The following is a 26,152-nucleotide window of genomic DNA, read 5'->3' as shown; positions in this document are numbered from 1 at the left end:
TGGTAGCCGGCGATTAAGTGTCTATTGTTAATTAAAACAAATAGTTAAATTCAGACAAGGCCGCAGGGAATCAAACAGATAGCTAGAAATCAAACAGATAGTCGCTCAGTTTATCCGAAAGCCAGGCCATGGCCGGATCTTCAGTGCTGCCGGTCAGGGTAAACATACAATAGTCTTCCTGAGTCAGACCGTAGGTATGGCGAATCACCGCCAGGCGTTGCTCACGCAGATGGTTGCGGATCAGTGGTTCAGGCAGCACCCCCCAGGCGCTCTCGGTCAGTATGGTACTGAGCATGTATTCAAAACTGGAAAATCCGATATAACGGCGTGAAAATGGTCCCAGGCTGGAATTATCCTGTTCGTTAAGATAGACCATGACCGCCTGCATCGATTTACGCAGGTCTTCATCGGTCACTCGCTTGATTTTGGTGAGTGGATGGGTGGCACTGCATACCGACATCATGCGGATTTTACCCAGTGGTTGATAGCTGATGCGCGCATCGTCCAGGCGTTCATAATCAACGCCAAAAGCAAAATCGACCTGTTGGGTCGCGACCAGGCTGGCCAGGTCACCGCTGGAAGCCAGCACCAGGTTAAACGAGGTGTTGGGGAACAGTTTATTGAGCGAGTGGGCGAGCTCCTGCCAAACCGTGTCAGGCAACGAGTCGTCACGGGCAATCCAGACTTCAGCGGCAAATTCATCCGAGACCTGCGAACAGGTGCGTCGAATGCGTGTTGCGGTAATCATTATGCTTTCGCAATCTTTATAGATTGCTTTGCCCGCTTCCGAAAGGCTGACATTATTGCCGGTACGCACGAACAGTTCGACGCCCAGTTCACTCTCAAACGCTTTGATGGCCATGCTCAGTTTGGTGCGGTTGCACTCCAACTGGCGGGCTGCCTCGGACACCGATCCGGCGTCTGCAATACTACAGAATGCTTCAATCTGCGACAGGTTCATAACGGTCTCTGGGAGTTAAAGTGTGTGAATCATATACAATTTTATCTGTGCTGCCTATGTGCTGAATTTATCACCAATTGACACAAGTAGAGACACTGCAGCACAAGATTGTGTGGTAACTCTATGAACTTCGCTTTATTTTGGTTTAATCTTGGAGTGTTTGAGTCGTCTCAAACAGAGGGATTCGTTTGGTTTAACCCCAATCCTGAGTTCGGCTGTTTGAGTTTACTTGGGCACAAAGCCTGAAGACAAGAAGTTACACGGAGGCCATGATGGCACAAAACTGGGACGAATATGCAGCGAGCTGGGAGCAAGATGAAGCGACCGTGGTTTTCGCCAACAACGTCTTTGAGCAACTGAATAAGCTGACTTCCCTTGAGGGCAAGCACGTGCTTGATTTTGGTTGCGGCACCGGATTATTGAGTCAGTGGATGTCGCCGTTGGCGAAAGATATCGTTTCTCTGGATTCGTCAGAGGCGATGATTGAAGAGCTGGATAAAAAAGAACTGGCGAATGTGGAGCCTGTGGTGGATCACCTGACCCGCGGTTTGGTGGCTCAGCATCCGGCATTTCGTAAACAATTTGATTTAGTGGTGGCGTCATCCGTGTGCGGTTATGTCGCTAATCTGGATGAAGTGGCGGAAATTATTTACTCGCTGCTGGATGAAGGCGGTTTGTTTGTGCATTGGGACTGGCTGGTGGCGGAAGATGATCCTGAGTTTGGCCTGAGCGAGTCAGAGGTTAAATTAACGCTGACTAAGGCCGGCTTTAATGATGTTGAAACTGTCACTGCGTTTGAAGTGACCACACCACACGGTGTGATGCCAGTGATTATGGGTATCGGCCGCAAATAAAGCTGCGCGATTCAGCCTTTCAATTTTCTAAACCGCAGCCGTCAGTTGCGGTTTTTTATTGCCAGTCGGTTATTTCTCTCTTCTTTTGTAGTATTTACTCAAATTTATTTTATTACTTTTCAAATGATTACATCTTTCTCTTGCTTTTCTTAAGAAAAATGTGTGTTTCTTAAGTTTTCCTTAAGCTTGTGTTTTTAAGCTCTTTAGGTAAGTCACCAAAGAGGGCTTTTGAATGAAAGATTTTTTTCAGGATCATCCACTGCAACTTGCGATCGTTGATCGTAACCATCCTGATCGCGCACAAGTTGAACACTACATCGCTCAGCGTTATTCGCTGGCGTTTGATGCCCGGCTTGACACTTTTATGCCGACGTTTATGGCACTGATGGATAACAACCAGATTAAATCCTTATGCGGCTACCGTGTCGCCGGTGATGAACCGCTGTTTCTGGAGCAATATCTGGACCAGCAAGCGGATGTTTTGCTGACGCAGGTATTTGCTAAGCCGGTCGACCGGCATCAGCTGATTGAATTTGGTCAGTTAGCCTCTTTCTCGAAAGGTTTCTCTTCGCTGCACTTTTTACTCATGACTCAGAAACTGGTCGAGCAAGGTTATGAATGGTGTGTATTCACCGCGACCGATCCGCTGTACGCCATGATGTCCAGACTGGGGCTCGACACCGTTATTCTGGCCGAGGCTGACCCGTCCCGTATCCCGGACGCAGAAACGATCTGGGGAAATTATTATCAGTATCAACCTCGTATCGTGGCGGGACATCTGAATGGTGCGCTGCAGCAGCTGCAAGCGCTGTTCGCTGCGCGTCAGCATCGTTTGGGCGGCATTTTATGATGAATCAAATTATTACCACTTTAATTCAGCGTGCGCAGCATACGCCGGATAACACCGCATTGAGCGGTTCTCGGCACGGATTACAGCAGCAGACCCGTCTTAGCTACAGTCAGTTACTGGTGCGGGTTCAGCAGGCAGCGGAGCTATTGCAAGCCTGGTCAGTGAATTGTATTGCGCTGCGAGCGGATAACAGCCTCGATTGGGTGATTGTCGATTTGGCCGCGATGTATGCGCGGATCCCGATTGTTCCGGTGCCGATGTTTTTCAGTGAGGCTCAGGTGGCGCATACCTTACAGCAATCCGGTGCTGACCTCCTGGTCGGAGAGTGGCTTGATAGTCATGGTATCGCCGATGATCGGATTGAAGGTTTCGATGTCTGGCGTTTGCCAAGCGGGTTGCCACAGTGGCTGCCAGACAGCAGTAAGATTACCTTTACTTCCGGTTCTACCGGGCAGCCGAAAGGGGTTTGTCTGGGGCAGAAGCAGTTGATTGAGGTCAGTTGTGCCCTTGCTGCTGCGATTCAGGCGGACGTGCGTTGCGAGACCCATTTGATCATGTTGCCGTTATCGACTCTGCTGGAAAACATCACCGGCGTCTACGTGCCGATCTTGCTTGGCGCCAATTCAGTCGTGCTATCTGGTTCGCAGGTTGGCTTATCCGGCTCAAGCCAGTTTGATGCACGGCAATTCGCCGCGGCTCTGGAGCAATATCAGCCCAACAGTCTGGTGCTGACCCCAGCGCTGCTGATGGCACTGATTCAGGTTGCGACCCTGCAACCAGCCCTGACCCGCAGCCTGACGTTTGTGGCGGTTGGCGGCGCACGAGTGTCCCCGCCATTGTTGCAGCAGGCTCAGGCATGCGGCATTCCGGCTTACGAGGGCTATGGCCTGTCAGAGTGTGGGTCGGTGGTCAGTGTGAATACACCATCGCATTCTAAACCGGGTACAAGCGGCCGTGTGCTGTCTCATGTAGCGGTCAGAATCGCTGACGATGGTGAGGTGCTGGTGCGCGGTAATCTTGCTCTCGGTTATATCGGTGAGCCATTCGGTCATGCGTGGCTGGCAACCGGTGATTTAGGGTCATTAGACCAAGACGGTTTTCTCACCATCAACGGACGCAAGAAAAACCAGATTATTACCGCTTTCGGACGCAATGTGTCGCCGGAATGGATCGAATCGGAAGCGCAAGCCATGCCAGCTTTAATGGGCATGATCGTGGTCGGTGAGGGGCAATACGGACTGACAGCCGTTCTGGATGGTGACATCAGCGACACCATCATCGGCAGTGTTACCAGGCTTAATCAGCACCTGCCTGATTACGCACGCATTACTCGGGTGGTGACTGCACCGGGGTTGAAACACAGGGCAGGGCTGTTTACCAGTAATGGTCGTCCGGTTCGCCAGCGTTTAGAGCAGTGGTTGCATCAACTGGATGAGCAGGAGCCGGGTATCGTTTCCACCGCCGTTATTTATCCAGGTTCACGTAATTTATCCAAGTTTACATAGTTTATCCAGGTGTACATAGTTTATCCAGGTTCACATAGTTCGTCCGGCGATATCAATTCACGAGGAATCCAATATGACTGCATTTTTTGACCGACTAAAACAAGAAACGTCCGCAACCCAGCAGGCGATGCTTCAGGCGCCGATTTTTGCCCAGTGCGCACGGGGCGAAATTGATCGTGCCACTTATCTCGCATTTCTGACCCAGGCTTTTCACCATGTAAAGCACACTGTACCGCTGCTGATGGCCTGTGGCGGCCGGTTGCCTGAAAAGTATGAATGGCTGCGTCAGGCGATTGGTGAATACATTGAGGAAGAAAAGGGACACCACGAATGGATTCTCAATGATATCAATGCTTGCGGCGGCGATGCGGCGGCGGTACGTGCCAATCGGGATGCAGGGCGTGTGGGTGTGCCGGTTGAACTGATGGTTGCCTACCTCTATCACCAGATTGATCGCGCCAATCCGATGGCTTTCTTTGGCATGGTCTGGGTGTTGGAAGGCACCAGTGTCGGGGTCGGTGGTCAGGTTGCGGCTTTGATCAAACAAACGCTGAATCTGCCGGAGCAGGCGATGACGTATCTGACTTCGCACAGCACGCTTGATCAGGAGCATATCCAATTGTTTGAGAGCTTGATGAATCGTATCACGGATCCTGTTGATCAACAGGCGATTATAGATTCCGCCAACATGGTCTTTGGTTTGTACGGCGGTATGTTGCGCCAGCTGACCACAGACCAGTTGCAGGATGTGGCGTAAGGGAATTAGCATGAATTTGCAGGATAAACAGGTATTACTGACCGGGGCGTCGGGTGGTATCGGAGAAAAAATGGCGTTGGCTCTGGAGGCGAAAGGTGCGTCATTGATTCTGGTCGCCCGTAATCGCAATAAACTGGAAGCGTTGAAAAATAGTCTGAATTATCCTCAACGTCACCAGGTACTGTGCGTTGATTTCAATCAGTCCGATGGCATTGAAATCTTGGATGAGTTTTGCCTGGCACAGGTCAAAAAGCGCCGTATCGATGTGTTGATTAATAACGCCGGCAATAATCAATTCAGCTTTCTGGCCCAGCGTTCCGCCCAGTCGCTGCAGCAAGAAATGCATCTTAATCTGATGACCCCGATTCTAACCAGTCAGGCGGCTCTGGGCTGGTTACAGCGTCCGGGTATTATCCTCAATATCGGTTCTACCTTCGGGTCGATCGGTTTTCCTGGTTACACCAGTTACTGCGCGGCCAAAGCCGGTGTGCAGCGCTTTAGCGAAGCGCTCGATCGAGAGTTGGATGGCGCTGGAATCCGGGTGCTGTATCTGGCTCCCAGAGCGACAGCCACCCCCCTCAATGACGACCGTGTTACTGAGATGAACCGTCGCCTCGGCAACCACAGTGACGCCCCTGAGGTGGTCGCACAGCATGTGGTGACAATTTTGGAAAAAGAGCGGGCCGCGATGTGGATTGGCTGGCCGGAAAAACTGTTCGCGCGCGTTAATCAACTGCTGCCCAGGCTGGTCAGTAACTCGATTCGCAAGCAACAGGACACGATTCACCACTACATCAACCAGGCGACATCTAAATAACGAGGGCGCGATTATGAAATGTATCACAACCATGGCTGTGGCCACTCTGACTCTTGGCATGATAAGCAGCGCAGCTGCTGCAGGAGCGGACCCGTTACAGACGATTCAGAAAAAATGGGCGGTGTGTCAGTATCAGTCAAAAGATAATGATCATCAGGTGTATTGCCTGGAAAATCTGATCAAAAGGAACGAAGAGGCCCTGCAACAGCAGCCCAACCGGGCCGAACTGAAAGTGTGGCTGGCGATAAACAAAGCTTCTCTGGCAGGTGCTGACGGCGGTTTGGGCGCCTTGTCCTTGGTCAAAGAAGCGAAAGTGTTACTGGAACAAGTGATTGACCAGGCACCAGAAACGTTAGATGGCTCCGCGTATACCAGTTTAGGTTCGCTATACTATCAGGTGCCGGGCTGGCCAATTGGCTTTGGGGATGACGATATGGCTGAGACCATGTTGCTTAAAGCACTGCAAATCAATCCGGATGGTATCGACTCCAACTACTTTTATGGCGACTTCCTGGCGGAGGAAGGACGTAAAGATGAAGCGATTCAATACCTGACTAAAGCTCAGCAGGCTAAGCCGCGGCCAGAGCGTCCGTTGGCGGATGAGGGGCGGCAGCAAGAAATAGCCAAGAAACTCGGAGAACTTAAACGATAATGCGTTTGCTGCTGGTTGAAGATGATATATTGCTGGGACGTTCCATGGTGACTTCATTGAGTCGCCATGGTTTTACGGTCGATTGGGTTGAACGAGGCGCTGGCGTTGATGTGGCGCTAAAGACCGAGCAGTTCGCTGCGGTGGTATTGGATTTGACCCTGCCGGATATTGATGGCCTGGTGGTGTTGAAAAATATTCGTCGCGCTGGTTACACCCTGCCGGTTTTGATTCTGACCGCGCGGGATGATATCGAAGATCGCGTCAAAGGGTTGGATGGCGGGGCGGATGATTACCTGATCAAACCGTTTGCGCTGGAAGAGCTTATGGCCCGGTTGCGGGTGCTGATTCGGCGCCAGTCAGGCTTTTGTGATACCCGGATTGATGTCGGTGAGCTGTCCTTGTCCTTGTCTGAGCAAGCGGTAGATTATCAGGGAGGGCGTCTCAAACTGACCAATAATGAATTTAAATTATTGGCAGCGCTGATCACTCATGCGGGGCGGGTGATGAGCAAAGAGCAATTACAGCAGTCACTGCATGGCTGGGATGAAGGCAGCAGTGATAATGCGATTGAGGTCCATATTCATAATTTGCGTAAAAAAGTCTCTAATGACGTGATCAAAAATATTCGTGGTGTGGGGTATATCATTGAAAAATAGTGGTCAGAAAGAGTTTTCGATTAAAAAGCGCCTGACGATTACCGTTGTCGTCTTGTCCTCGGTGTTGATCCTGATCTCTCTGTTTTTCAGTTTTATGGCATCGCAACACGAAATTGAAGAAGTGTACGATGCGCGTCTTGGCCAATCTGCCAAATTGCTGTTACTTGGTATTCCCCTGGAAGAACAGGGGCTTGAGGCGACTAAAGCCAGACAAATGCTCAATACGTGGATGGAGCGTATTTCCGCCCAGGCTAAGGATGACGACGATGCGACCGCGTTTGGTCATCCTTATGAGCGCAATATTCTGGTTCAGTTTTATCTCAATGGCCAGTTAACCTGGAGCTCAATTCCCGAAATCACCACCACGCCGCATGATCCCCGTTATGCCGGTTTTGGCTATATGACGATTAAGCATCAATCCTGGCGCTATTTTCAGTTGCCTCTGCCTAATGATTATCACACACGTCCCGAATATGTGATTGTCGCCGAAAAACAGTCGATTCGCGATGAGATGGTGCATGAACTGGCGTTATCGACCGCTTTGCCTCAGCTGATAATGATCCCTTGTCTTGCCCTGGTGATGACGTTATTGATTGGTAAACACTTTGAACCGATCACAGAGCTGAGACGGGCGATTGCCCAGCGTAACGTTAATAAGCTCGACACCATTTTTGTTGCCAACCCGACTCAGGAGCTTTCCCCTCTGGTCGCGGCGCTGAACGCATTACTGGAGGAGCTGGAACAGGCCTGGATGCGTGAACGCCGCTTTACCCGCATGGCTGCCCATGAATTGAAGACGCCACTGACGGTGTTAAGGCTCAACGCGGAAAATGCCCTGCTGAGCCAGAACGAAGAGCAGTTGAAATCTGATCTGAACAATATATTGCGCGGCATTGAACGGACTGACCGTTTGATCCAGCAACTGCTGCTACTGGCTAAAGTGGAAAGTATCCATGATCTGAAGTTTGCCAGCCTCAACCTGAAACGGTTGGCACAAAATGTCACGGCGGAATTAGTGCCTCTGGCGCTGCGTAACGGACAGGAATTGTCACTGGAAGGCGATGATATTTTTGTACTGGGTGATGAGCCGCTGCTGCGTATTTTAGTCACTAATCTGGTCGATAACGCGATCCGCTACTCGGGTCAGGGCAGCCAGATCTGTATCAGGGTCAATGAAGATGCCGGCAGTGCCAATCTTTGGGTCAGTGACAGCGGCCCTGCCATTAGTGATGAAACCAGAGAAAAACTGTTTGAAAATTTCTATCGCGCTAATACCGAAAAAGGTGACGGAGCAGGTTTGGGGATGTCCATTACACGTGATATTGCGCGCTTACATCGTGGTGATGTGGTTCTGCTTGAGCGACAAAATGAACATAATACTTTCTGGGTGAATCTGCCTAAAGCCTAGTGCGCCAATCGCTTATTGATAAATTTCCAAATGGTAAATTGAGTATTTACGTAATTTCACTGTCGGAAATCGCGATCTCGCCATACACTTTAGTCATGTAATCGGTTACGGCGCTCCTTCCTGCAAGATTACACAAACAAAATCTGTTTATTGACTAACAACTCATGGCTAGGGTTTTAAAAAATAGAATCAAGAACAGAACAAAAGAGGTCAGCGCAAGCTGACCTCTTTTACTTTGTAATTTCTACTTTACTTTCTGATTGCTACATTTTTAACTGCCGGCATAACTTGCAGGCGCTTGTTCGTTGCAGCGCCTGTTATTTACGGCAACTAACGGCTAATGATCACGCAACCATTAATGGCCAAGTGACCTATCACAGCATACCTTCTTCTGACGAGACCGGACCTTCTGATGAGACCGGATGGCGTTCGCCGCCCGGACTGACACAGTCACAATGGCCTTGGGTTAAGCGCTGACACAGCCATTTCATCGCCTGATCGTTCATGCTTGGTTTATTCCATACCAGGCTGTAGGCCACGGTACCGTAATCGAATGGCAACGATTTACACACCAATCCCTTGGCCTGTTTCGCATGCTCTGCCCAATGGCGCGAGCAGGTAAATAACAGGTCCGTGTGGTGGCACATAATGGCTGCGGCGCCGAAGTCGGATGTGGTCAGTTTGATGTGTCGCGAGCGGTGATTTTGCGCGAGTGCTTTTTCAAAGAATGGTTCACTGAGCTCTTTGTCCAGAATGGACACATGCTGGCATGACAGATAATTTTCTATCGTCATTTCCTGCTCTGCAAGCGGATGGGCGGGATTCATCAGGCACACCATTTCATCACCGGTGATCACCTGCCACACTAAATCTTTCGCATGAGTCGGGGGTTGACTGATGTCATGAGGCAAAATCATAAAGTCTATTACGCCACGTTGCAGCGATTCGAATCCGTGATGCTCTTTGGAGTGAATGGTCAGCGATAATTCCGGGGAACACTCATCAATGATGTTGGCGATGTCTGCGGCAAACAGCTCCAGAGTACTTTCACGCATGGCGAGGTGATAGTGACCGCTGTATTGGGTTGGTTCAAAATTGGCCTGGTGCAATATTCCGTTCATACTGGAGAGAATACTGTGAACGGCAGGTCCCATCTGGATGGCGCAGGGGGTTGGAATTAGCTGATTCCCGTCGCGATAAAACAGATCATCATCGAGAAGCGCACGTAACTGAGCGAGAATTTTACTGATGCTGGACGGGCTGACACACAGCCTGGCAGCAGTCTGAGTCACGCTGCGTGTACTAAGCATGACGTGCAGTGCCGTAAGGTGTTTTAAGCTGAATCTCGATAGGTGAATATAATCCATAACACTAGAAAGCCATTCATCAATGACGCAAGCATATCATTATTAAGGAAAAATAGTGTAATGAATTATTTTCACTGCGCAGCGGGCGACGTGACATTCCTTCATTCCCGTTGTCTGCCAAGCGATTGGCGGATTTCTTCCAGTACCTGCGGGTTGGCCAGTGCGCCGATATTTTTGACCGCTTCGCCGTGCAAAGTTTGTTTTACCGCCAATTCGACCAGTTTACCGGAGCGGGTGCGCGGCACTTCGCTGATCGCATAAATAAACGCGGGTACATGGCGTGGCGAGCAGCGCTGCTTCAGGATGTGACGTATTTTCTCTTGCAGGTTGTTATCGAGCTGATGGGGTGCTTGCAACTGGACAAACAGCACGATTTCTTCACGATCTCCTTGGTTGTAGCCAACAGCAACCGAATCGACGATCTCAGGTATTTGATTAATCTGCTGGTAGATTTCTGCCGTGCCAATCCGCACGCCTCCTGGATTCAGGGTAGCATCGCTGCGACCGTAAAAACGGTAACCGGCTTGAGCTGTTTGTGCAATTTCATCGCCGTGGTGCCAGACGCCAGCAAATTTATCCCAGTATGCATGGTGATAAGCTTCACCATTATCGTGCCAGAATCCAATCGGTTGATTGGGAAAACTGTTGCGGCACACCAACTCGCCGCGCTGTTCAATAATGGCTTCCCCCTGCTCGTTGAACACAGCAATGTCCATGCCTAATCCAGCTCCCTGGCACTCGCCGCGATATACCGGTGAAATCGGATTGCCAAGCACAAAACAGCCGCAGATATCGGTTCCGCCGGAAATAGATGCCAAGTGTAAATCGGCCTTAATTTGTGAGTAGACGAAATCAAATTGCTCCGGGTAGAGTACTGAGCCGGTTGAACAGAGCGTTTTCAATGCGCCGAGGTTAACGTAGCCACAGGGAGAAAATCCGCTTTTCTCCAGGGTGGCAAGATAACTGGCAGAGGTGCCGAAGAGTGTCATATCGCTCTCTTGCGCCAGTTCCCATAATACGCTGGGTTGCGGGTAGAGTGGGCTGCCATCATAGATGACCAGTGTCGCCCCGCTGGCCAGAGCAGATACGTGCCAGTTCCACATCATCCAGCCGCAGGTGGTGTAGTAAAATACCCGGTCACCGGGTTGAATATCACAATGGAGTTGGTGCTCCTTGAGGTGGTTGAGCATGGTGCCGCCCACGGAATGGGTGATGCACTTCGGCTGGCCGGTAGTACCGGACGAGTAGAGAACAAACAGTGGCTCATTGAAACCGACCCGCTCGAATTCGAGCCCGCGCGGCAGATAACTGGCAAGAATCGCCTGCCAGTCGGAAAAGGTGTCGTTGAAGCCCGGGGTGTCGTCGCGTTGCTGCAGATATTCTATCTGGCAGGTATTCTGGATTGAGCTGATGGTGTTGACGATCTGTGCGTTGCGCTCTTCCATGCGGTGAGTTTTACCGCCAAAAGTATAGCCATTGCAGCAGAACAGGATTTTGGGTTGCACCTGACCAAAACGTTCAACCACGCTGTCGACACCGAAATCAGGTGAGGTTGAGGTCCATATCGCCCCCAGGCTGGTGGTCGCGAGCATGGCAATGACCGACTCCGGGATATAAGGCAGATAGCCCGCCACCACATCACCGCGGCCGACCCCATTTTGTTTCAGCCACTGCTGGACAATCGAAACCTGATCGCACAACTTTTGCCAGCTTAACTTGCGGCTTTGGCCATTTTCATTTTTGAACCACAATGCTACGTCGTTTGGGCTCTGATAGGCATAAGAGAGCAGATTCTCAGCATAGTTGAGCTGCGCCTGTGGAAACCAGATGGTATCCCGGGCGCGTACCAGTTCCTGCCAGCGAGGCATTCCTTCACCAAAGACACAATTGCCCCGATAGCCAATTACGTCGCAGAACTGCCATACTTCCATCCAGAACTTATTTTTGCTGAATACTGACCATTTGTGCAGTTGCTGATAATCCTCAAACGCTTCGCCCTGCATATTAATGTGACGCAGGAATTGCGCCAGATTGGAGGCGGCAACTCTTTGCTCGCTTGGGATCCACAATGGTGTCGGGTTCGGCATAATGTCCTCGTCTGGCGCAATAATTATTCTTTAATGCAACAAGTTTTGACCATATCTGGCTAAAGTCAAACCTGAATGTCAGGATCAGATGGCTGATATTTAAGTAAAAAAATATCAATGTAAAATAAATGTTACACAGAATGACGGTGGGGAATAATTGGCCGCGATTGGCGCCAACCAGTGAAGGCGATAGGCTTAATGTAACGCAATTGTTAAGGAGAGGAATGATGACACATTATCATTCCAAGCCAGTGAATCACAAAGGGTTGGTGCAATGGAGCGAGCAGGAAGATGCGATATGGCATGATCTGGTTGCCCGTCAGCAATCAGTGATTCATCCCCGCGCTTGTCAGGCTTACCTCGACGGGCTGAGTATGCTGGACTTACCGCTCGACCGGGTTCCGCAACTGCCGGAAATTAACCGGATTCTGCAACGTGAAACTGGCTGGCGGGTTGCGCCAGTTCCCGCATTGATTCCGTTTGATCGTTTTTTTGCCCTGCTGGCGGAAAAGCAATTTCCGGTTGCCACGTTTTTACGTAGTCGGGAAGAGTTTGACTATCTGCAAGAGCCGGATTTTTTCCATGAAATTTTTGGTCACTGTGCGATGCTGACGCATCCTGATTTTGCTGCTTTTACCCACAAATATGGTCAGCTTGGGCGTGAGGCATCCGCCAAGCAACGTGGTTTTCTGGCGCGGCTCTACTGGTTTACGGTCGAGTTTGGACTGGTACGGGAAGGTGATTTGACCAAGATCTACGGTGGAGGGATCCTGTCGTCTCCGGGAGAGACGATCTATTCACTGGGCAGTGACACTCCTATGCGCGCCGAGTTTGACTTGCAGCGGGTGCTCAGAACACCGTATCGGATAGACATTATGCAGCCAATATATTTTGTGTTGGATGATATTCGTCAGCTCTATCAACTGAGTAAAATGAATTTAATGAGCCACGTTGAACAAGCGATGCAGGCAGGTCTTCTGCCGCCGCTATTTACGCCAAAGGAAGAAAACCATGCTTGAAGAACTACGCTGTGAGGCGTGCGGTGCAGATGCCATCGCGTTAAACGCTGCCGAGCAGCAAACATTATTACGTGAGTTGGATGATTGGTCGCTGATGCTGCGGGCTGGTATTCCACAGCTGGAAAAAATCTATCGATTTAAAAATTTTAAGCAAGCCTGGGCGTTTGCTGACCAAATCGCGCAACTGGCTGAAGAGCAGTTTCATCATCCGGCCATTTTGCTGGAGTGGGGTCAGGTCACGGTGACCTGGTGGAGTCATTCGATCAAAGGACTGCACAAAAACGATTTTATCTGTGCCGCGAAATGTGATGCTTTGGTGTGAGGTGATGCTTAAGTTCGAAGTGATGCTTAAGTTTGAGGCCAGGTTTTCATGTGTGAAAGGAGATGTGTTCGCTCACTGACGGGCATCTGGCCGCCTGAAGATTTCAGTCAGCTCTGTCTGTGACTGGGATTACACTGTGAGAAGATTCCACCGTTAAGAACGTATTACACCGGGTGGATCGTATTTCGCAGATAAAAAAAGAGCCAATCGTAATCATCACGATTGGCTTGATATAAGTTGTGAACAAAAAGTATTCACTAACAACGTCAGTTGGCTAGGTGACCCTCGGCTTAATAAGGGTCATTTCTAATAATGCAGTATATGTGCCAAGTTTTATACCCCCGGTTTTACGCTAAATCTCACCTTTTTTCCCCTTTTTCTACTCATTCTGTTGCATTATGCGAATGCAAAATGCGAAACAAAAACAATTTTGCTAGTGACCCTTGTGTTAGTAATGAGATTGAAATTGTTTTGTTATCGCTCTGTCATTTTGTTTACACATCTAAATAAATAACTTCGTTTTAGGGGGGATTTAAATAATTTTATACTTTTCAAAATCAATAAGTTATGTGCTAATTTGTTATTGTTGGGTAATATTGAGGGTTGAAATAATCATTTGAGCTGTTAGTTTATAAAAGGAATTTGTTTAGAGCACTAACTGATATGTGGCAGACAATGATTACAGCAGCACCTTGGGTCGCATACCCTGAAATTATGCACAACACTCAGGATGAGTGGGCGTTTCGATCACCGAGTCGAACTGACGGAAAACGCGTTCACGAGTTGATCGCGCAATGTTCGCCTCTGGATGAGAACTCCGCTTACTGTAACTTCCTGCAATCGACACATTTCCGCAGTACCTGTGTGGTAGCGGAACGCAATGGGGATTTGGTAGGATTCGTCTCAGCCTATCGCAAGCCGGACAAACCAGAAGAATTATTCATCTGGCAAGTCGCAGTGCATCAGGATGCGCGCGGAATGGGTCTTGCTTTCCATATGCTGACCGAATTGTTGACCCGCGATGATCTTGCTGACGTTACGGTCATCGAAACGACAATCACCCGAGATAACCAAGGCTCCTGGAGTTTGTTCAAAAAACTGGATAAAGCCAACGGCGAACGCGGTGAAGTGTCAACTTTTCTCGATCAGACTCGCCATTTCGACGGCGAGCACGATACAGAATACTTGTATCGTATTCCCCTAAATTCTCGAACCAACCGATAAGGATAAATCCCATCGTTATGGATATCTTTAAAAAGAAAGAATCAAACGTTCAATCTTATGCCAACAATTTTCCCGTCGTGTTTTCGACTGCGAAAGGCAGTTGGCTGTATACCAAAGATGGCGATGCTTACCTCGATTTTCTGGCGGGCGCAGGCTCGCTGAACTATGGCCATAACAACGCTATCTTCAAGCAGGCGTTGCTCGAGTACATCGACAAAGATGGTATTACTCACGGCCTGGACATGCACTCTGAAGCGAAAGCGGAATTTCTGCATGCTCTGCAAACTTACATCTTTGCCCCGCGCGAGCTGGACTACAAAGTGCAGTTTACCGGCCCGACCGGCACCAATGCGGTGGAAGCCGCGATGAAACTGGCGCGTAAAGTGACTGGACGCTCGAATATTGTTGCGTTTACTAACGGTTTCCACGGCTGCTCTTACGGCGCTTTGGCCGCAACCGGTAATCAGCATCATCGTGGTGGCGCCGGCTTGGGTTTATCGGGCGTTACCCGCCTGCCATATGACGGCTATGCTGACATCGATGGTCTGGCTCTGTTTGAAGCCATGCTGGCTGACAACTCGTCTGGCCTGGACAAACCGGCGGCCGTGCTGGTGGAAGCCGTACAGGGGGAAGGTGGCTTGAATGCCGCTTCTGATACGTGGCTGCAACGCCTGAGTAAGATTTGTCAGTCTCATGGTGTATTGGTGATTGTGGATGACATTCAGGCTGGCTGTGGCCGAACCGGTACGTTTTTCAGCTTTGAAACTGCCGGCATTAAACCTGACATTGTGACCCTGTCGAAATCGATTGGTGGTTATGGCCTGCCACTGGCTGTGGTGTTGTTTAAGCCTGAGCTGGATGAGTGGAAGCCCGGTGAACATAACGGCACATTCCGTGGTAATAACCATGCGTTTGTTACCGCCGCGAAAGCGCTGGAAACTTACTGGGCCGATGACGAGTTTGAGCAGCACATCAAAGCGCGTGCCGAGCAGGTTAGTGCAACCATTGAGCAAGCTCTGAGCCGTTATCCTGAGCTGTTCACCCGCCGTAAAGGTCGCGGTCTGATGCAGGGCATTGAATGTCAGGACGGCGATATTTCAGACAAAATTGCGCGCGAGTGTTTCCGCCTCGGCATGGTGATTGAGACCGCAGGGCCGCAGGATGAAGTGGTCAAGTTCTTCTGTCCGTTGACCATCAGCGAAGCTGAACTGGCACAAGGTCTGAGTATTTTCGACAAGGCGGTGGCCAATGTTGCCCCGCAATTCATTAAACAAGCCTCATAAGGAAGAGTCATGATTGTAAGAACCCTGGAAGAATGTCGCCAAAGTGAACGCCGTATCGTTGCAGAAACGGGCACGTGGGAAAGCGTGCGCATGCTATTGAAAGACGATCAGATGGGCTTCTCTTTTCACATCACGACCATCTATCAAGGTACCGAAACACACATTCATTACAAGAATCACCTCGAATCTGTGTACTGCATGTCCGGCGAAGGCGAGATTGAAGTGGTCGGCGGGGAAACCTATCCGATCAAACCCGGCACGCTCTACGTGCTGGACAAGCACGACGAGCATTACCTGCGCGCCGATAAAGGCGCTGATATGGTGATGGCCTGTGTATTTAACCCGCCGCTGACCGGAGCCGAAGTGCACGACAAAGACGGTGTTTATCCGGTTGTTGACTAAGCACTGAGTGATGTATGCCAGTGGCCGGCGAGAATAACCGGCCACTGACTTTCGCAGTAAAGTCCGCTTATTTTCACTTTGTCTTTACTAATGTCTTATCTAAAAAAACAAACAACCAGGAGACCCCATGTCTTACACCGTAGAAAAGATCGGTGGCACTTCGATGACAGCGTTTGATGCTGTACTTGATAATATTCTGCTTAAACCGAGTGACCCGTATAACCGTGTGTTTGTGGTATCGGCTTATTCGGGAATGACTGATGCGCTGCTGGAGTGTAAGCGCAGCGGTAAACCCGGCATCTACCAGATGGTTGCCAAACGCGACGAAAACTGGCCGGATGCGATGTATGATCTCGAAAAGCGCATGCTGATGATCAATGAAAACCTGTTCGCTGATCCTATCACCCGGATTCGTGCCGACAAGTTTATCCGCTCCCGAATCTCTGAAGCGGTCAACTGCATCAATAACATTCTGGACACCTGTCAGTATGGTCAATTTTCGCTGCGCCACTACCTGCCGCAGGTCCGTGAGTTTCTGTCTTCGATTGGTGAAGCGCATAGTGCGTATAACACCAGTTTAAAACTCAAAACGCTGGGCGTGAATGCGCGTTTTGTCGACCTGTCCGGCTGGAATGAAGAATCACGCGGTAGCCTGGATGAAGTGATTATTCAGGCATTTAATGATGTGGATGTGACGACAGAACTGCCGATCGTGACCGGCTACGCCTACTGCGATGAAGGCCTGATGAAGACCTATGATCGCGGTTACAGTGAAATGACCTTCAGCCGGATCGCCGCGCTGACCAATGCCGATCAGGCGATAATTCACAAAGAATATCACTTAAGCTCTGCCGACCCGCGTGTGGTGGGGCCGGACAAAGTCCGCCCGATGGGGCTGACCAACTTTGATGTCGCTGACCAGCTGGCGAATCTGGGCATGGAAGCTATCCATCCCAATGCGGCAGCTGGTCTGCGTCATCAGGAGATTGAACTACGGGTTAAAAATACCTTTGAGCCGGAGCATCCCGGAACCCTGATCTCCGGTCATCATCAGCCACAGGACAATAAAGTTGAGATTATTGCCGGCCGTAACAAGGTGTTTGCGCTGCACGTGTTTGATCAGAACATGGTGGGACACATTGATAACGTCAGTTATGAACTGATGGAGATCATTGCTGATGCTAAAGTGCATCTGGTCGGAAAAGAGATGAACGCTAACTCGATGACTTATTTCCTTAGCGGCACCAGCGATAATCTGAACAAAGTGTTGTATAAGGCAGAGAAACGCTATCCTAATGCGTCGATCTCCGGGAAAATGGTCGCGTTAATCTCAGCCATCGGCGCACATATCAATACCAACCAGGCGCTGGCGCGCGGTATGCACGCACTGGCGGAAGTGGAGGTCAGCCCGATGGCGGCGCACTCGTCAATGCGTAACGTTAATGTGCAGTTTGTGGTCGAAGACAGCGACTACAACAGCGCGATTTGCGCCCTGCATCATGCGCTGATTGATGAGCAGGCTGCGACAGCCCAAGCTAAAGCAGCCAAAGCGGCGTAGTTTCTGGCCCGCATCGCCTAGTGGCGGGGGAGTCCAAATCGCGGACTGAAGCAAATTAACAGGTTGAACAAGCCGTCCGGGGAAAACCCGGGCGGCTTTTTTATGCTCGATTGATACCACGCGCTTGTGCAAACCGGTGTTTGGTGAATACGCAAGGCGTTTGATTCATGCTAAAAAGGGAACAGGCTGCTGACGTCAGAGTCAATCAGTTGCTTGAGGATCAACAGCCCTTCTTGCAGCTTATCTTCACGGCTGACAGACATCAAAGAGAGGCGGATATGGCTGCTGTCGTCGCCGGACACATCAAAGTAACTGCCGCTGCTGACGATAACCTGCCGGTCTTTGGCCGCCATTACCAGACGGTCGGCACGCCAGTGCGCTGGCAGCGGCAGCCAGACATGGTAGCCGTTAAAGCGCTCTCCCACCTGAGGAAAAATATCGCGCAGCATCGCCTGACGCTCAAGCGCGGTGTCACGTTGCTGCTCTGCAAGACGGAAGGCTTCGCCGTGGTTAATTAAATGCGCTGCTGCCACGTAATTGATCGGTGAAGAGAGCCAGGTGTAGGTGCGAATGTGTGCGTTGAGTGTGTGGATCAGGCTGGCGGGCGCCTTGATAAAACCACAGCGCATCGCGGGGCTGATCGCTTTGGAGAGCGAACTGATATGGACAGCACGCTCGGGAATAAAATTGCTGATCGCCGGGATTGGGTGCGGATTGAGAAAGGCATAGATGTCGTCCTCCACCAGCCAGATGTTCCTCTGTTCAATCACCCGGGCAATCTCACGCCGGCGCTGCTCCGGCATGGTCACACCGGTCGGGTTTTGGTGTGAGGGGACAACGATAGCCAGGCTGACCTTGTGCTCGGCAATGATTCTGTCCAGTTGCTGCGGGATCACACCTTCGTGATCCATCGGCAGGCTGACCACGTGCCGACCGGACAGGTTGGCGGCAGTCATGATTCCCGGGTAGGTGAGTTCTTCAACTGCAATGGTGTCACCTGGTTTCGTCAGGGTGTTGATCAGCAGGAACAACGCGTGCTGCGCGCCGTTGGTCAATACCGTATTTTCCTGGTGACCGCCCTCAAGGCCATAATGTCTGGCCCATTCCACACCGGCCTGACGATGTGCAGCATGACCGGAATGTTCGGTATAGCCAATCAGATCGGCGGTCAATTGAGCCGCGGCGTGCTGATAGGCGTGTTGCAGAGGCTGAACATTCTTATATAAGCAGGGCTGTAGAATAGAGAAGTTGTATTCATGCTCATCGTCCGGAGCCTGAATGACCTGATTCAATTCCGACTGGCGGCTGACATAGGTGCCCCGGCCGACGAATGATTCAAGGCGTCCTTTATCAGCCAGTAATTTATAGGCTTTCGCGACCGTAGCCGGTGTGGTGTTCAGTTCTTCTGACAAGGCGCGATGAGTAGGCAGCTTAGTATTGAGTGCATAAATACCTTGCTCGATCCGCTGTTCAATGATCTGCGCTATGTTATGGAATTTTGTATCACTCACCTGGCTCTCCTCACTCAATATTCGCCTCATTATAAACCATGACTTAACTTAATGTGACTTGGTATTTTCCAACTAATTTAATTTTTTAAATTGACATATGTTAATGTGGGGTTTAGGTTAGTTCAAAAGTCAGGGTATCAGTGGTTTGGATTGTCGTTACCGTTGGTGATTTACGATAAGTATCTGATTTTATATTAGATTCGATAATCGGCTGGCCAGTTTAGGTCGGGATTGAGCGTTGGAAGGTACAGTGCCCTGGCTACTTAGTTTAATTCACAATTGACATAGGTTGAGTGCCTGATTATAGGGCAAAGAGGGATATCACAAGGAGCGGAGATGAAAAGAGCAGCATTTATCGGATTGGGCGTCATGGGAGCGCCGATGGCAGGGCATCTGGCTTTGCGTGGGTTTGAGACCTGTGTTTATAACCGTAATGAGCACAAGGCGATCAACTGGCTGGAGTGTTACCCGGGGCGGCATGCCGTAACGCCTTCTCTGGCAGCCCAGGACGCGGATGTGGTGCTGGTGTGCGTCGGCAATGATGACGATGTGCGCAGTGTGGTGTACGGACCATCGGGAGTGTTAGGCGCAATGCGGCCTGGCTCGACTTTGATTGATCACACCACCACGTCGGCCGAACTGGCGCAGGAACTCGCCCGGGCCTGCAGCAAGCAGGGGGTACATTTTATTGATGCGCCGGTGTCCGGTGGTCAGGTCGGTGCAGAGCAGGGCGCTTTGACGGTGATGTGCGGCGGTGAGGAAGCCGTGTTTACAGCGATGAAGCCGGTGTTTGATTGTTATGCCCGCCAAGCCACTTTGCTGGGGGAGCATGGTCAGGGCCAGCGCTGCAAAATGGTCAATCAGATTTGCATCGCCGGTGTACTGAAAGGGCTGAGTGAGGCGCTGCTGGTGGCCGATGCTGCAGGGCTGGATATCGGCCAGGTCGTCGAGGTTCTCAAACAGGGGGCCGCCGGCTCGTGGCAACTGGAAAATCGCGCTTTAACCATGAGTCAGCAGCGCTTCGACTTTGGTTTTGCTATCGACTGGATGCGCAAAGACCTGGCGATTTGTCTGGCAGAGGCGGAGCGTCATCAGTTAACACTGCCGCTCACCGCCGAAGTGGATCGTCAGTATCAGATCTTACAGCAACAGGGATTAGGCCGGATGGATACCTCGGTATTGATCAAAGCCTGTCTGTAAAAAATAATATTAAGGATAAGAGCATGATGGATTGGCTGGGTAGTGATATTACGTTTTGGATGTTAGTGGCTCTGATGGCGGCAGCGTTTGCGGCTGGATTCATCGATAGTGTGGCCGGCGGCGGCGGACTGGTACTGGTGCCGGCCTTTATTTTAGCCGGTCTGCCCGCGCAGGTAGCGCTCGGACAGGAAAAGATCGTCAGTACCATTGGCACGCTGGCCGCGATCAGAAATTTTGTGCGCAATAAAAGAGTGGTCTGGATGGCGGTGGCGGCGGGGATCCCGGCCGGATTGCTGGGGGCGTACGCCGGCGCTCAGGCCATACTCTATTTTGAACCGGACACGGTCGGCAAAATTATTCTGGCGCTGTTACCTGTCGGGATTGCATTGTCTTTTGTACCAAAAAAAGAGCGGGCCAATGAGGTCAGTGCTCCCGTTAATAGAGCGGTCCTTTTGGTTGGTGTGCCGTTAACTGTGTTGGTGATTGGCTTTTATGACGGCTTTTTTGGCCCCGGTACCGGCAGTTTTTTGATCATCGCGCTGCACTATTTGCTTAAATTTGATCTTGTGGCAGCGTCGGCGACGTCCAAATTATTTAATTTTGCGTCTAATCTTGGGGCATTGATTGCTTTTATGCTGGCCGGTCATGTGCTGTATGCGCTGGCGTTGCCGCTGGTGGTGATGAATCTGCTTGGGAACCATGCAGGCAGTTCTTCCGCGCTCAAGTATGGCCCGAAGTTAATCCAGCGCACCATTTCGTTGTCGCTCAGCCTGTTGATGCTCTCATTAGGTTACAAATTCTTGTTGGCTTGAGCATCGCAGCCCCGGATGGCGTGTGAATGTCCGCGACGCGCGATGATTTCATTGCTTGTTCTCTTACAGTTTCACGCCAGACGTTGTACAGTACGGAGATAGTCTCCGCACTGTATGGCGGTGCGGTTGATGATTGATTGATAACAGAAACAAGAGCCCCACAACATGTCACAACCGAATATCAAATTTATTGCCACCGATATGGATGGCACTCTGCTGGATGAAAACGGCCAGCTTGATGCGGAGTTTTTTGCCCTGCACCAGCAACTGGCTGAGCGCGGAATTTTGTTCGCGGCTGCTTCCGGACGTCAGTATTACAGCCTGCTCGACACTTTTGCTGATATTCAGGATCAGATCATGTTTATTGCTGAAAATGGCACCCTGGTGATGTACAAGGGTGAAGAGTTACACAGCAGTACCATAAATAAAGCCGATATTGAGCAGATCATTCAACAGGCGCGTCAGATTGAGGATGCACATGTTGTGTTATGCGGTAAGCGTTCGGCCTACATTGAGACGACAGAGCGTGAGGCTTTGCAGGAAATTGAAAAATATTATCACCGTTGTGAGTCGGTGACGGATTTACTGGCGGTCGATGATGATTTCATCAAAGTGGCTATCTGTCATTTTGGCGGCACCGAGCAGCACGTATACCCGGTAATCAATCAGGCGTTTGGCGCCAGCCATAAAGTGGTGGTGAGTGCGAAAATCTGGTTGGATGTGATGCATGCTTCGGCTTCAAAAGGCACCGCTATTACTCAACTGCAGCAGTCACTCGGCTTTAGCGAACAGCAAACCATGGGCTTTGGCGACTACTTTAACGACGTCGAAATGCTGGAGGCCAGTTATTACTCTTTTGCGGTTGAGAATGCCCATCAAGAGATCAAAGCTCTGGCCCGCTTCCGTGCCCCAAGTAACCGTGATAAAGGTGTGCTGCAGGTACTGAAAGCGCTGTTAAACGGTGAAGAGCGCCTGTTTGAACAACAGAGTTGAGGTTTGACCAGGCCTGCTAAGGTTTAATCAGGCCTGCTAAGGTTTAATGAACACGCTATGTTGTTTGAGCATCGCCATGCTATTTAATCAGTTCTGACAGAAGGCGGGTACCGGTGAAGGTATCCGCTTTTTTACTTTTGTCTGCTTTCAACTGCGCGTTATTGTTGCCATTCGTGCGCTTCCCGTGCCGCACGCGCCTCAGCCAGAGTACAGCCTGTCTGCTGAACCAGCTCCGCCAGGGTAATACCCGGAGATGTCCGGATTAATTCAACCAGCCGGTTTGGCCTCGTCTGCCGCTGGTAAGCCTCGATACTGACAGTTAATTTCTGGGTGACAAACCGAATCGCTTCAGCGTCCGGGCTGGCATGGAGCTCGCGTAGCAGTGCCGCTAGCTGTTCTCCCTGACCGCTCAGTTGCCAGTGACGTGAACGGCGGACTCGTTTGAGCTCACACTGCTGCGCCAGCGCCAGTTGTTTAAGTACCTGGGTATGTAACCGGCCAATGCGATGAATCAACGATGGCAGGGCAATCGTCAGCACTTCGTTTGCATTATCTGGCAGGGGATTATCTTGCAGTTTGGTGCGGGATTTGGGCATGGGCAGTCATGGGGGCTGTGGTAGTAAAAGTGGCGACTCAAGGTACAAGTCAAAAACCATTTATAGACAAGTCACAATTCATAGACAAGTCACAATTCATAGACAAGTCACAATTCAGAACAAAGAATAACGTTACCAAGCCTGGGAGCAACAATCTATTGGCCAGGTACTCAGTGAGAATGCTCTATGCATGGCAGTCCGGGCATAGAGCATTCAAAGGATTGTGGTTGATGCGGCGGATTATAGCTCTTGGCAGGCTATAGCTCTTAGTCGACTAAAGCTCTTGGTAGACTAAAGCTTCTGGCCCAGATCAATCGCGGCTTGCAGTTCCTGACGCGCCTGCTGCTGACTGATTGGCGAAACACGTTTTTCGACATCCATTAACAGAAATGACGTGGTATTATTTTTGTTGTCCTGCACGCCTTGCTCAACCACGACTAGGTTGGCGTACACTTTTTCCAGTACACAGGCCCCGATAGCGGCTGTACCATCCGGCATATCTCCGTTCGAAACGCGCTGCGCGGCGACTGCAGTGCCTTCCGGCACGGACAGCTCTTTCACCCCCAGACTCTGTTTCCAGCTCTTGATCTGTTTGAGCGCCGCCGGATGGGAGGCTATTAGCGTAATCGGGTGTTTGGACGCCACATCAGCACGGTTCATTAATACGCACATTTCAATCGGTGTGGTAATGAAGGCTTTGACGTCCACCAGTTTGTATTGCTGTAACGCTTCGACCGTCGCCTGAACCAGGTGTCCATCGATGGTTGAGTTTTCAACTGCGCTGAAAGCAAGAGAATTGTGCAGATCAGCCTGCATAAAAGTGTTGAGCGGTGTACCGGAAAAGTCGACGTCCGCTTTTAAACTGGGTTGTTGCTTAAACAGTTTGCTGATCGCTGCATCGTTAAAGCTGCCTTTGGATGCCTGTACGTAGATATGATCACTGCTGGCAGCAAATGTTCCCGATGCGAATAATGCTGTTCCTGCCAACAGTATGGTAGCCAATCGTTTCACGACAATTTTCCTTATTATGGTGTTAAACCATTAGCTTATTATTTAATCCCGGTAACGAGAAGCCTCCGGCGAAGGTTTTTTTACAAAGCCCGATCTGGCTTCACATAAGCCTGTCGCTTCGCAGACGGATGTGTTAAAAAGTGCAGAATTTTGAATAAATATTTGGTTTGTTGGTATGGAATTGCAAAATATAGCAGTCAATCTTCGTCTTCTATGCAGTTATGTTGGTAATGTCACTGAGTGCAGTCGTAAAATCGGCATCAACCGGCAGCAGTTTTCCAAATACCTCAACGGCTACAGTCAGCCTTCGATGCAGAGTTTGCGTAAAATCTGCGATTACTTTGGTGTCGACAGTGATGAAATTTATCTTGAGCCGGAGTTATTCAAAAAGCTGTTATCAACCCAGCCGATCACTCACCAACCTCTGCGCCTGGTGGATGATTCGCCGCAGAGCCAGCGCTATAGCCGGCAATTACAAGGCATGATAGAACATTCCGCTCAGGGGCTGGAGCGTTATCTGGGCGATTATTATTACTACTATATGACCCCGTCTTATCCCGGACATATCAGCAAAAGTTTTGCCCGCCTGACAATGAAAAATGGCATTGGCTATTCGCATTTCTACGAACGGGTCGAATCCGGCCAGGCGATGCAGGAGCATTGTGATATCGGTAAATTTGTTGGTGTCGTGTTTCTGCTGGGCGAACGTCTGCAGATCGTGGATTACAGCGTGCATTGTCAGCGTGCGGTTTCCCAGACGATTCTGTATGGCGCAACCCGCGGCAATGTCCATCTGCTCTCTGGATTGACCATGGGGATTCAGGGGCGCAACTCACGTATTCCGTTCACTTCGCGGGTCGTTTTTGAAAAGTTAAGCAGTGAGCAGCCGCTGAAACAAAAATTGCGCGGAGTCAGCCTGGAGCGGATCGATGACAACAACCTATCACCTGCGGTTTTATCGCGCTTGACCGCCTGTGGCAGTCTCGATGACCCGCATATTTTTACTGCGGCGGAAAACTATTGAAGGGATTGGGCAAGCTGTTGCCTCAGAGCTCTCGATAAAAGTTTTATGATCAAAAGGTTCTGTTTACAGCAGCTTGCTTTAACCGGTTAAGGTGCCAGCAGATAGCCGCTGCGGATCACTTTCTCTCCGGCCACATTACCAACCAGCATACCGGCCGTTGCCATGCGACGATTGGTGCGTGAGTAGACTCTTCCTGCCTGGCTGACCCGGATTGGTTCGACTTTATCGCTGACCGGGTCAATCACTTCGGCAAACAGGTCGCCGGCCTGCAGCCAGTCACCCGGCTGCGCATGCAGTACCAATAATCCACCCATCGGTGTCGTCAGAGTCTCAACAGCAGCTAAATCGCTGCTTGGCGCCGTACCCTCCGGCATCATGGTATCGCCGCTGATGATATCCAGGGTGTGCAGGTACTGGATGATAGCATTGGCGTCTTTTTCGGCGTATGTGTCATTCACATCAGCCTGGCCGCGCAGCTCAATGGTAGCGCCGAGACAGCCCTGAGGGATCCGTTCGCCGAATTCAGCCTGCAGACGCTGCCAGATCATATCCACGCTGCAGTCAAACGGGCTGCCACCGGTCTCATTCGCCAGCATATTGACTTGTGAATCCAGAGCCCGCGCCAGCGGTTCGATACCCGGCCACGAATAATAGGTACTGTAGGTGTGCAGCATTGCTTCAAAATCACAATGCAGATCGAGCATCACATCCGCATCATGGCTCAGCAGTTGCAGCGCCTGATGATGTGACTGATATTCGGTTGTGACGGTCTGAGCAAGCAGCGCTGTTCTCATCGCGGCGCGAATCAGCTGCTTGTTATGCTGGGTATCGTCACTGAGCTGGTCTGCGATTGCCGCGCGCACGTCACTGTAGGTATCGTAATAATTGCGATTAAAGTTAGCACCATTTTCCAGCTCATAACGGCCAAGGTGAATATCCATGATGTGCTGGTTTTGCCCAATCGGGTTGGCAACCGGCACCAATACCACTTCACCCAACAGCAAACCATGCTGTTCGAGCTCGAGTAATTGCTGTTTCAGTTTCCAACTGACCAGCATGCCGGGTAATTCGTCAGCGTGCAGAGAGGACTGAATATAGACTTTCTTGCCGGCATCTTGTGGCCCGAAATGAAAGCTGTCGATGCAGCGCTGAGTGCCGGGAACCGGAGCGATTAAAGGGGTCTGAATATGTTTCATAGTGAGCCTGTAGGGTAAAGCCAATGACACAAGGTCACGCGGTCAATAAAGCAAAGACAGCCTGAGTGGCTGCCTTTTCATTATGAA

At 50.5% G+C, this 26,152-nt stretch carries 24 protein-coding genes and 1 pseudogene; 18 read left to right on the top strand and 7 right to left on the bottom strand.

Going from position 1 to position 26,152, the window contains the following annotated elements:
* Positions 1–82: 82 nt before the first annotated feature.
* Positions 83–961, bottom strand: a complete 879-nt coding sequence (locus J0X00_RS00785) for a LysR family transcriptional regulator (protein WP_282476752.1) — start codon at positions 959–961, stop codon at positions 83–85.
* 272 nt (positions 962–1,233) lie between these two features.
* On the opposite strand from J0X00_RS00785, the gene J0X00_RS00780 reads away from it, so the two are divergent.
* The 8 genes from J0X00_RS00780 to J0X00_RS00745 all read left to right on the top strand — a co-directional run bounded on the left by J0X00_RS00780 (position 1,234) and on the right by J0X00_RS00745 (position 8,460).
* Complete coding sequence (locus tag J0X00_RS00780) at positions 1,234–1,815, top strand: methyltransferase domain-containing protein (protein ID WP_218562122.1); 582 nt, start codon at positions 1,234–1,236, stop codon at positions 1,813–1,815.
* 232 nt (positions 1,816–2,047) lie between these two features.
* On the top strand, positions 2,048–2,665 hold the full coding sequence (locus J0X00_RS00775; RefSeq protein ID WP_218561513.1) for a thermostable hemolysin: 618 nt from the start codon (positions 2,048–2,050) through the stop codon (positions 2,663–2,665).
* Positions 2,662–4,170: an AMP-binding protein gene (locus J0X00_RS00770; protein WP_282476751.1), complete on the top strand. Its 1,509-nt coding sequence runs from the start codon at positions 2,662–2,664 to the stop codon at positions 4,168–4,170. Before J0X00_RS00775 ends, J0X00_RS00770 begins: the two co-directional genes overlap by 4 nt.
* Positions 4,171–4,243: 73 nt before the next feature.
* Positions 4,244–4,927: an iron-containing redox enzyme family protein gene (locus tag J0X00_RS00765; protein WP_282476750.1), complete on the top strand. Its 684-nt coding sequence runs from the start codon at positions 4,244–4,246 to the stop codon at positions 4,925–4,927.
* Between the two features lie 10 nt (positions 4,928–4,937).
* Positions 4,938–5,744 (top strand): SDR family oxidoreductase, encoded by an 807-nt coding sequence (locus tag J0X00_RS00760; RefSeq protein ID WP_282476749.1) that lies wholly within the window; start codon positions 4,938–4,940, stop codon positions 5,742–5,744.
* A 13-nt stretch (positions 5,745–5,757) separates the two neighbouring features.
* Entirely contained in the window at positions 5,758–6,396 is a 639-nt protein-coding gene (locus J0X00_RS00755; RefSeq protein ID WP_282476748.1) for a hypothetical protein, read from the top strand.
* Positions 6,396–7,052, top strand: coding sequence for a response regulator (locus tag J0X00_RS00750; RefSeq protein ID WP_282476747.1), 657 nt, complete (start codon positions 6,396–6,398; stop codon positions 7,050–7,052). The genes J0X00_RS00755 and J0X00_RS00750 overlap by 1 nt, the downstream gene beginning before the upstream one ends.
* Positions 7,042–8,460 carry an ATP-binding protein gene (locus tag J0X00_RS00745; protein WP_282476746.1) on the top strand — a complete coding sequence of 473 codons (1,419 nt, stop codon included), beginning with the start codon at positions 7,042–7,044 and terminating at the stop codon, positions 8,458–8,460. The genes J0X00_RS00750 and J0X00_RS00745 overlap by 11 nt, the downstream gene beginning before the upstream one ends.
* Before the next feature lie 467 nt (positions 8,461–8,927).
* Here the strand turns inward: J0X00_RS00745 and J0X00_RS00740 are convergent.
* Positions 8,928–9,827, bottom strand: a pseudogene (locus J0X00_RS00740) (LysR family transcriptional regulator); the annotation flags it as partial.
* Between the two features lie 101 nt (positions 9,828–9,928).
* Positions 9,929–11,914 (bottom strand): acetoacetate--CoA ligase, encoded by a 1,986-nt coding sequence (locus tag J0X00_RS00735; RefSeq protein WP_282476745.1) that lies wholly within the window; start codon positions 11,912–11,914, stop codon positions 9,929–9,931.
* 227 nt (positions 11,915–12,141) lie between these two features.
* Between J0X00_RS00735 and phhA the strand changes: the two genes are divergently transcribed.
* The 6 genes from phhA to J0X00_RS00705 all read left to right on the top strand — a co-directional run bounded on the left by phhA (position 12,142) and on the right by J0X00_RS00705 (position 17,722).
* On the top strand, positions 12,142–12,933 hold the full coding sequence (gene phhA / locus J0X00_RS00730) for a phenylalanine 4-monooxygenase (RefSeq protein WP_282477011.1): 792 nt from the start codon (positions 12,142–12,144) through the stop codon (positions 12,931–12,933).
* The gene (locus tag J0X00_RS00725) at positions 12,926–13,255 is read left to right on the top strand and encodes a 4a-hydroxytetrahydrobiopterin dehydratase (protein ID WP_136483848.1); all 330 of its coding nucleotides are present in this window, start codon (positions 12,926–12,928) and stop codon (positions 13,253–13,255) included. The genes phhA and J0X00_RS00725 overlap by 8 nt, the downstream gene beginning before the upstream one ends.
* 675 nt (positions 13,256–13,930) lie before the next feature.
* Entirely contained in the window at positions 13,931–14,479 is a 549-nt protein-coding gene (gene ectA, locus J0X00_RS00720) for a diaminobutyrate acetyltransferase (protein WP_206208382.1), read from the top strand.
* Positions 14,480–14,496: 17 nt separating this feature from the next.
* A complete protein-coding gene (ectB, locus tag J0X00_RS00715; RefSeq protein ID WP_136483850.1) occupies positions 14,497–15,762 on the top strand; it encodes a diaminobutyrate--2-oxoglutarate transaminase in 1,266 nt (421 codons plus the stop codon).
* 9 nt (positions 15,763–15,771) lie between these two features.
* A complete protein-coding gene (locus tag J0X00_RS00710; RefSeq protein WP_282476744.1) occupies positions 15,772–16,164 on the top strand; it encodes an ectoine synthase in 393 nt (130 codons plus the stop codon).
* Positions 16,165–16,291: 127 nt separating this feature from the next.
* Positions 16,292–17,722 (top strand): aspartate kinase, encoded by a 1,431-nt coding sequence (locus J0X00_RS00705; protein ID WP_136483852.1) that lies wholly within the window; start codon positions 16,292–16,294, stop codon positions 17,720–17,722.
* Positions 17,723–17,892: 170 nt separating this feature from the next.
* On the opposite strand, the gene J0X00_RS00700 is transcribed toward J0X00_RS00705, so the two are convergent.
* Entirely contained in the window at positions 17,893–19,233 is a 1,341-nt protein-coding gene (locus tag J0X00_RS00700; protein WP_218561509.1) for a PLP-dependent aminotransferase family protein, read from the bottom strand.
* A 336-nt stretch (positions 19,234–19,569) separates the two neighbouring features.
* Between J0X00_RS00700 and J0X00_RS00695 the strand changes: the two genes are divergently transcribed.
* From J0X00_RS00695 to J0X00_RS00685, 3 genes are all read left to right on the top strand, one after another.
* Positions 19,570–20,433: an NAD(P)-dependent oxidoreductase gene (locus tag J0X00_RS00695; RefSeq protein WP_282476743.1), complete on the top strand. Its 864-nt coding sequence runs from the start codon at positions 19,570–19,572 to the stop codon at positions 20,431–20,433.
* A 26-nt stretch (positions 20,434–20,459) separates the two neighbouring features.
* A complete protein-coding gene (locus tag J0X00_RS00690) occupies positions 20,460–21,245 on the top strand; it encodes a TSUP family transporter (RefSeq protein WP_136484008.1) in 786 nt (261 codons plus the stop codon).
* 165 nt (positions 21,246–21,410) lie between these two features.
* On the top strand, positions 21,411–22,238 hold the full coding sequence (locus J0X00_RS00685; RefSeq protein ID WP_282476742.1) for a Cof-type HAD-IIB family hydrolase: 828 nt from the start codon (positions 21,411–21,413) through the stop codon (positions 22,236–22,238).
* A 158-nt stretch (positions 22,239–22,396) separates the two neighbouring features.
* Here J0X00_RS00685 and J0X00_RS00680 read toward each other — a convergent pair whose 3' ends face one another.
* Entirely contained in the window at positions 22,397–22,834 is a 438-nt protein-coding gene (locus J0X00_RS00680) for a ribosome recycling factor family protein (protein ID WP_282476741.1), read from the bottom strand.
* A 291-nt stretch (positions 22,835–23,125) separates the two neighbouring features.
* Positions 23,126–23,845, bottom strand: coding sequence for a prephenate dehydratase domain-containing protein (locus tag J0X00_RS00675; RefSeq protein WP_240798137.1), 720 nt, complete (start codon positions 23,843–23,845; stop codon positions 23,126–23,128).
* 175 nt (positions 23,846–24,020) lie between these two features.
* On the opposite strand from J0X00_RS00675, the gene J0X00_RS00670 reads away from it, so the two are divergent.
* A complete protein-coding gene (locus J0X00_RS00670) occupies positions 24,021–24,869 on the top strand; it encodes a helix-turn-helix transcriptional regulator (RefSeq protein WP_282476740.1) in 849 nt (282 codons plus the stop codon).
* 86 nt (positions 24,870–24,955) lie between these two features.
* Here the strand turns inward: J0X00_RS00670 and J0X00_RS00665 are convergent, their stop codons facing one another.
* Complete coding sequence (locus J0X00_RS00665; protein ID WP_136483859.1) at positions 24,956–26,065, bottom strand: succinylglutamate desuccinylase/aspartoacylase family protein; 1,110 nt, start codon at positions 26,063–26,065, stop codon at positions 24,956–24,958.
* Between the last annotated feature and the right edge of the window lie 87 nt (positions 26,066–26,152).

It is taken from the genome of Vibrio sp. ABG19 (assembly GCF_029962385.1).
Classification (GTDB): domain Bacteria; phylum Pseudomonadota; class Gammaproteobacteria; order Enterobacterales; family Vibrionaceae; genus Vibrio; species Vibrio ostreae.
Note: the sequence above shows the minus strand (reverse complement) of the source record. Positions and strands in the feature narration are given on the sequence as shown.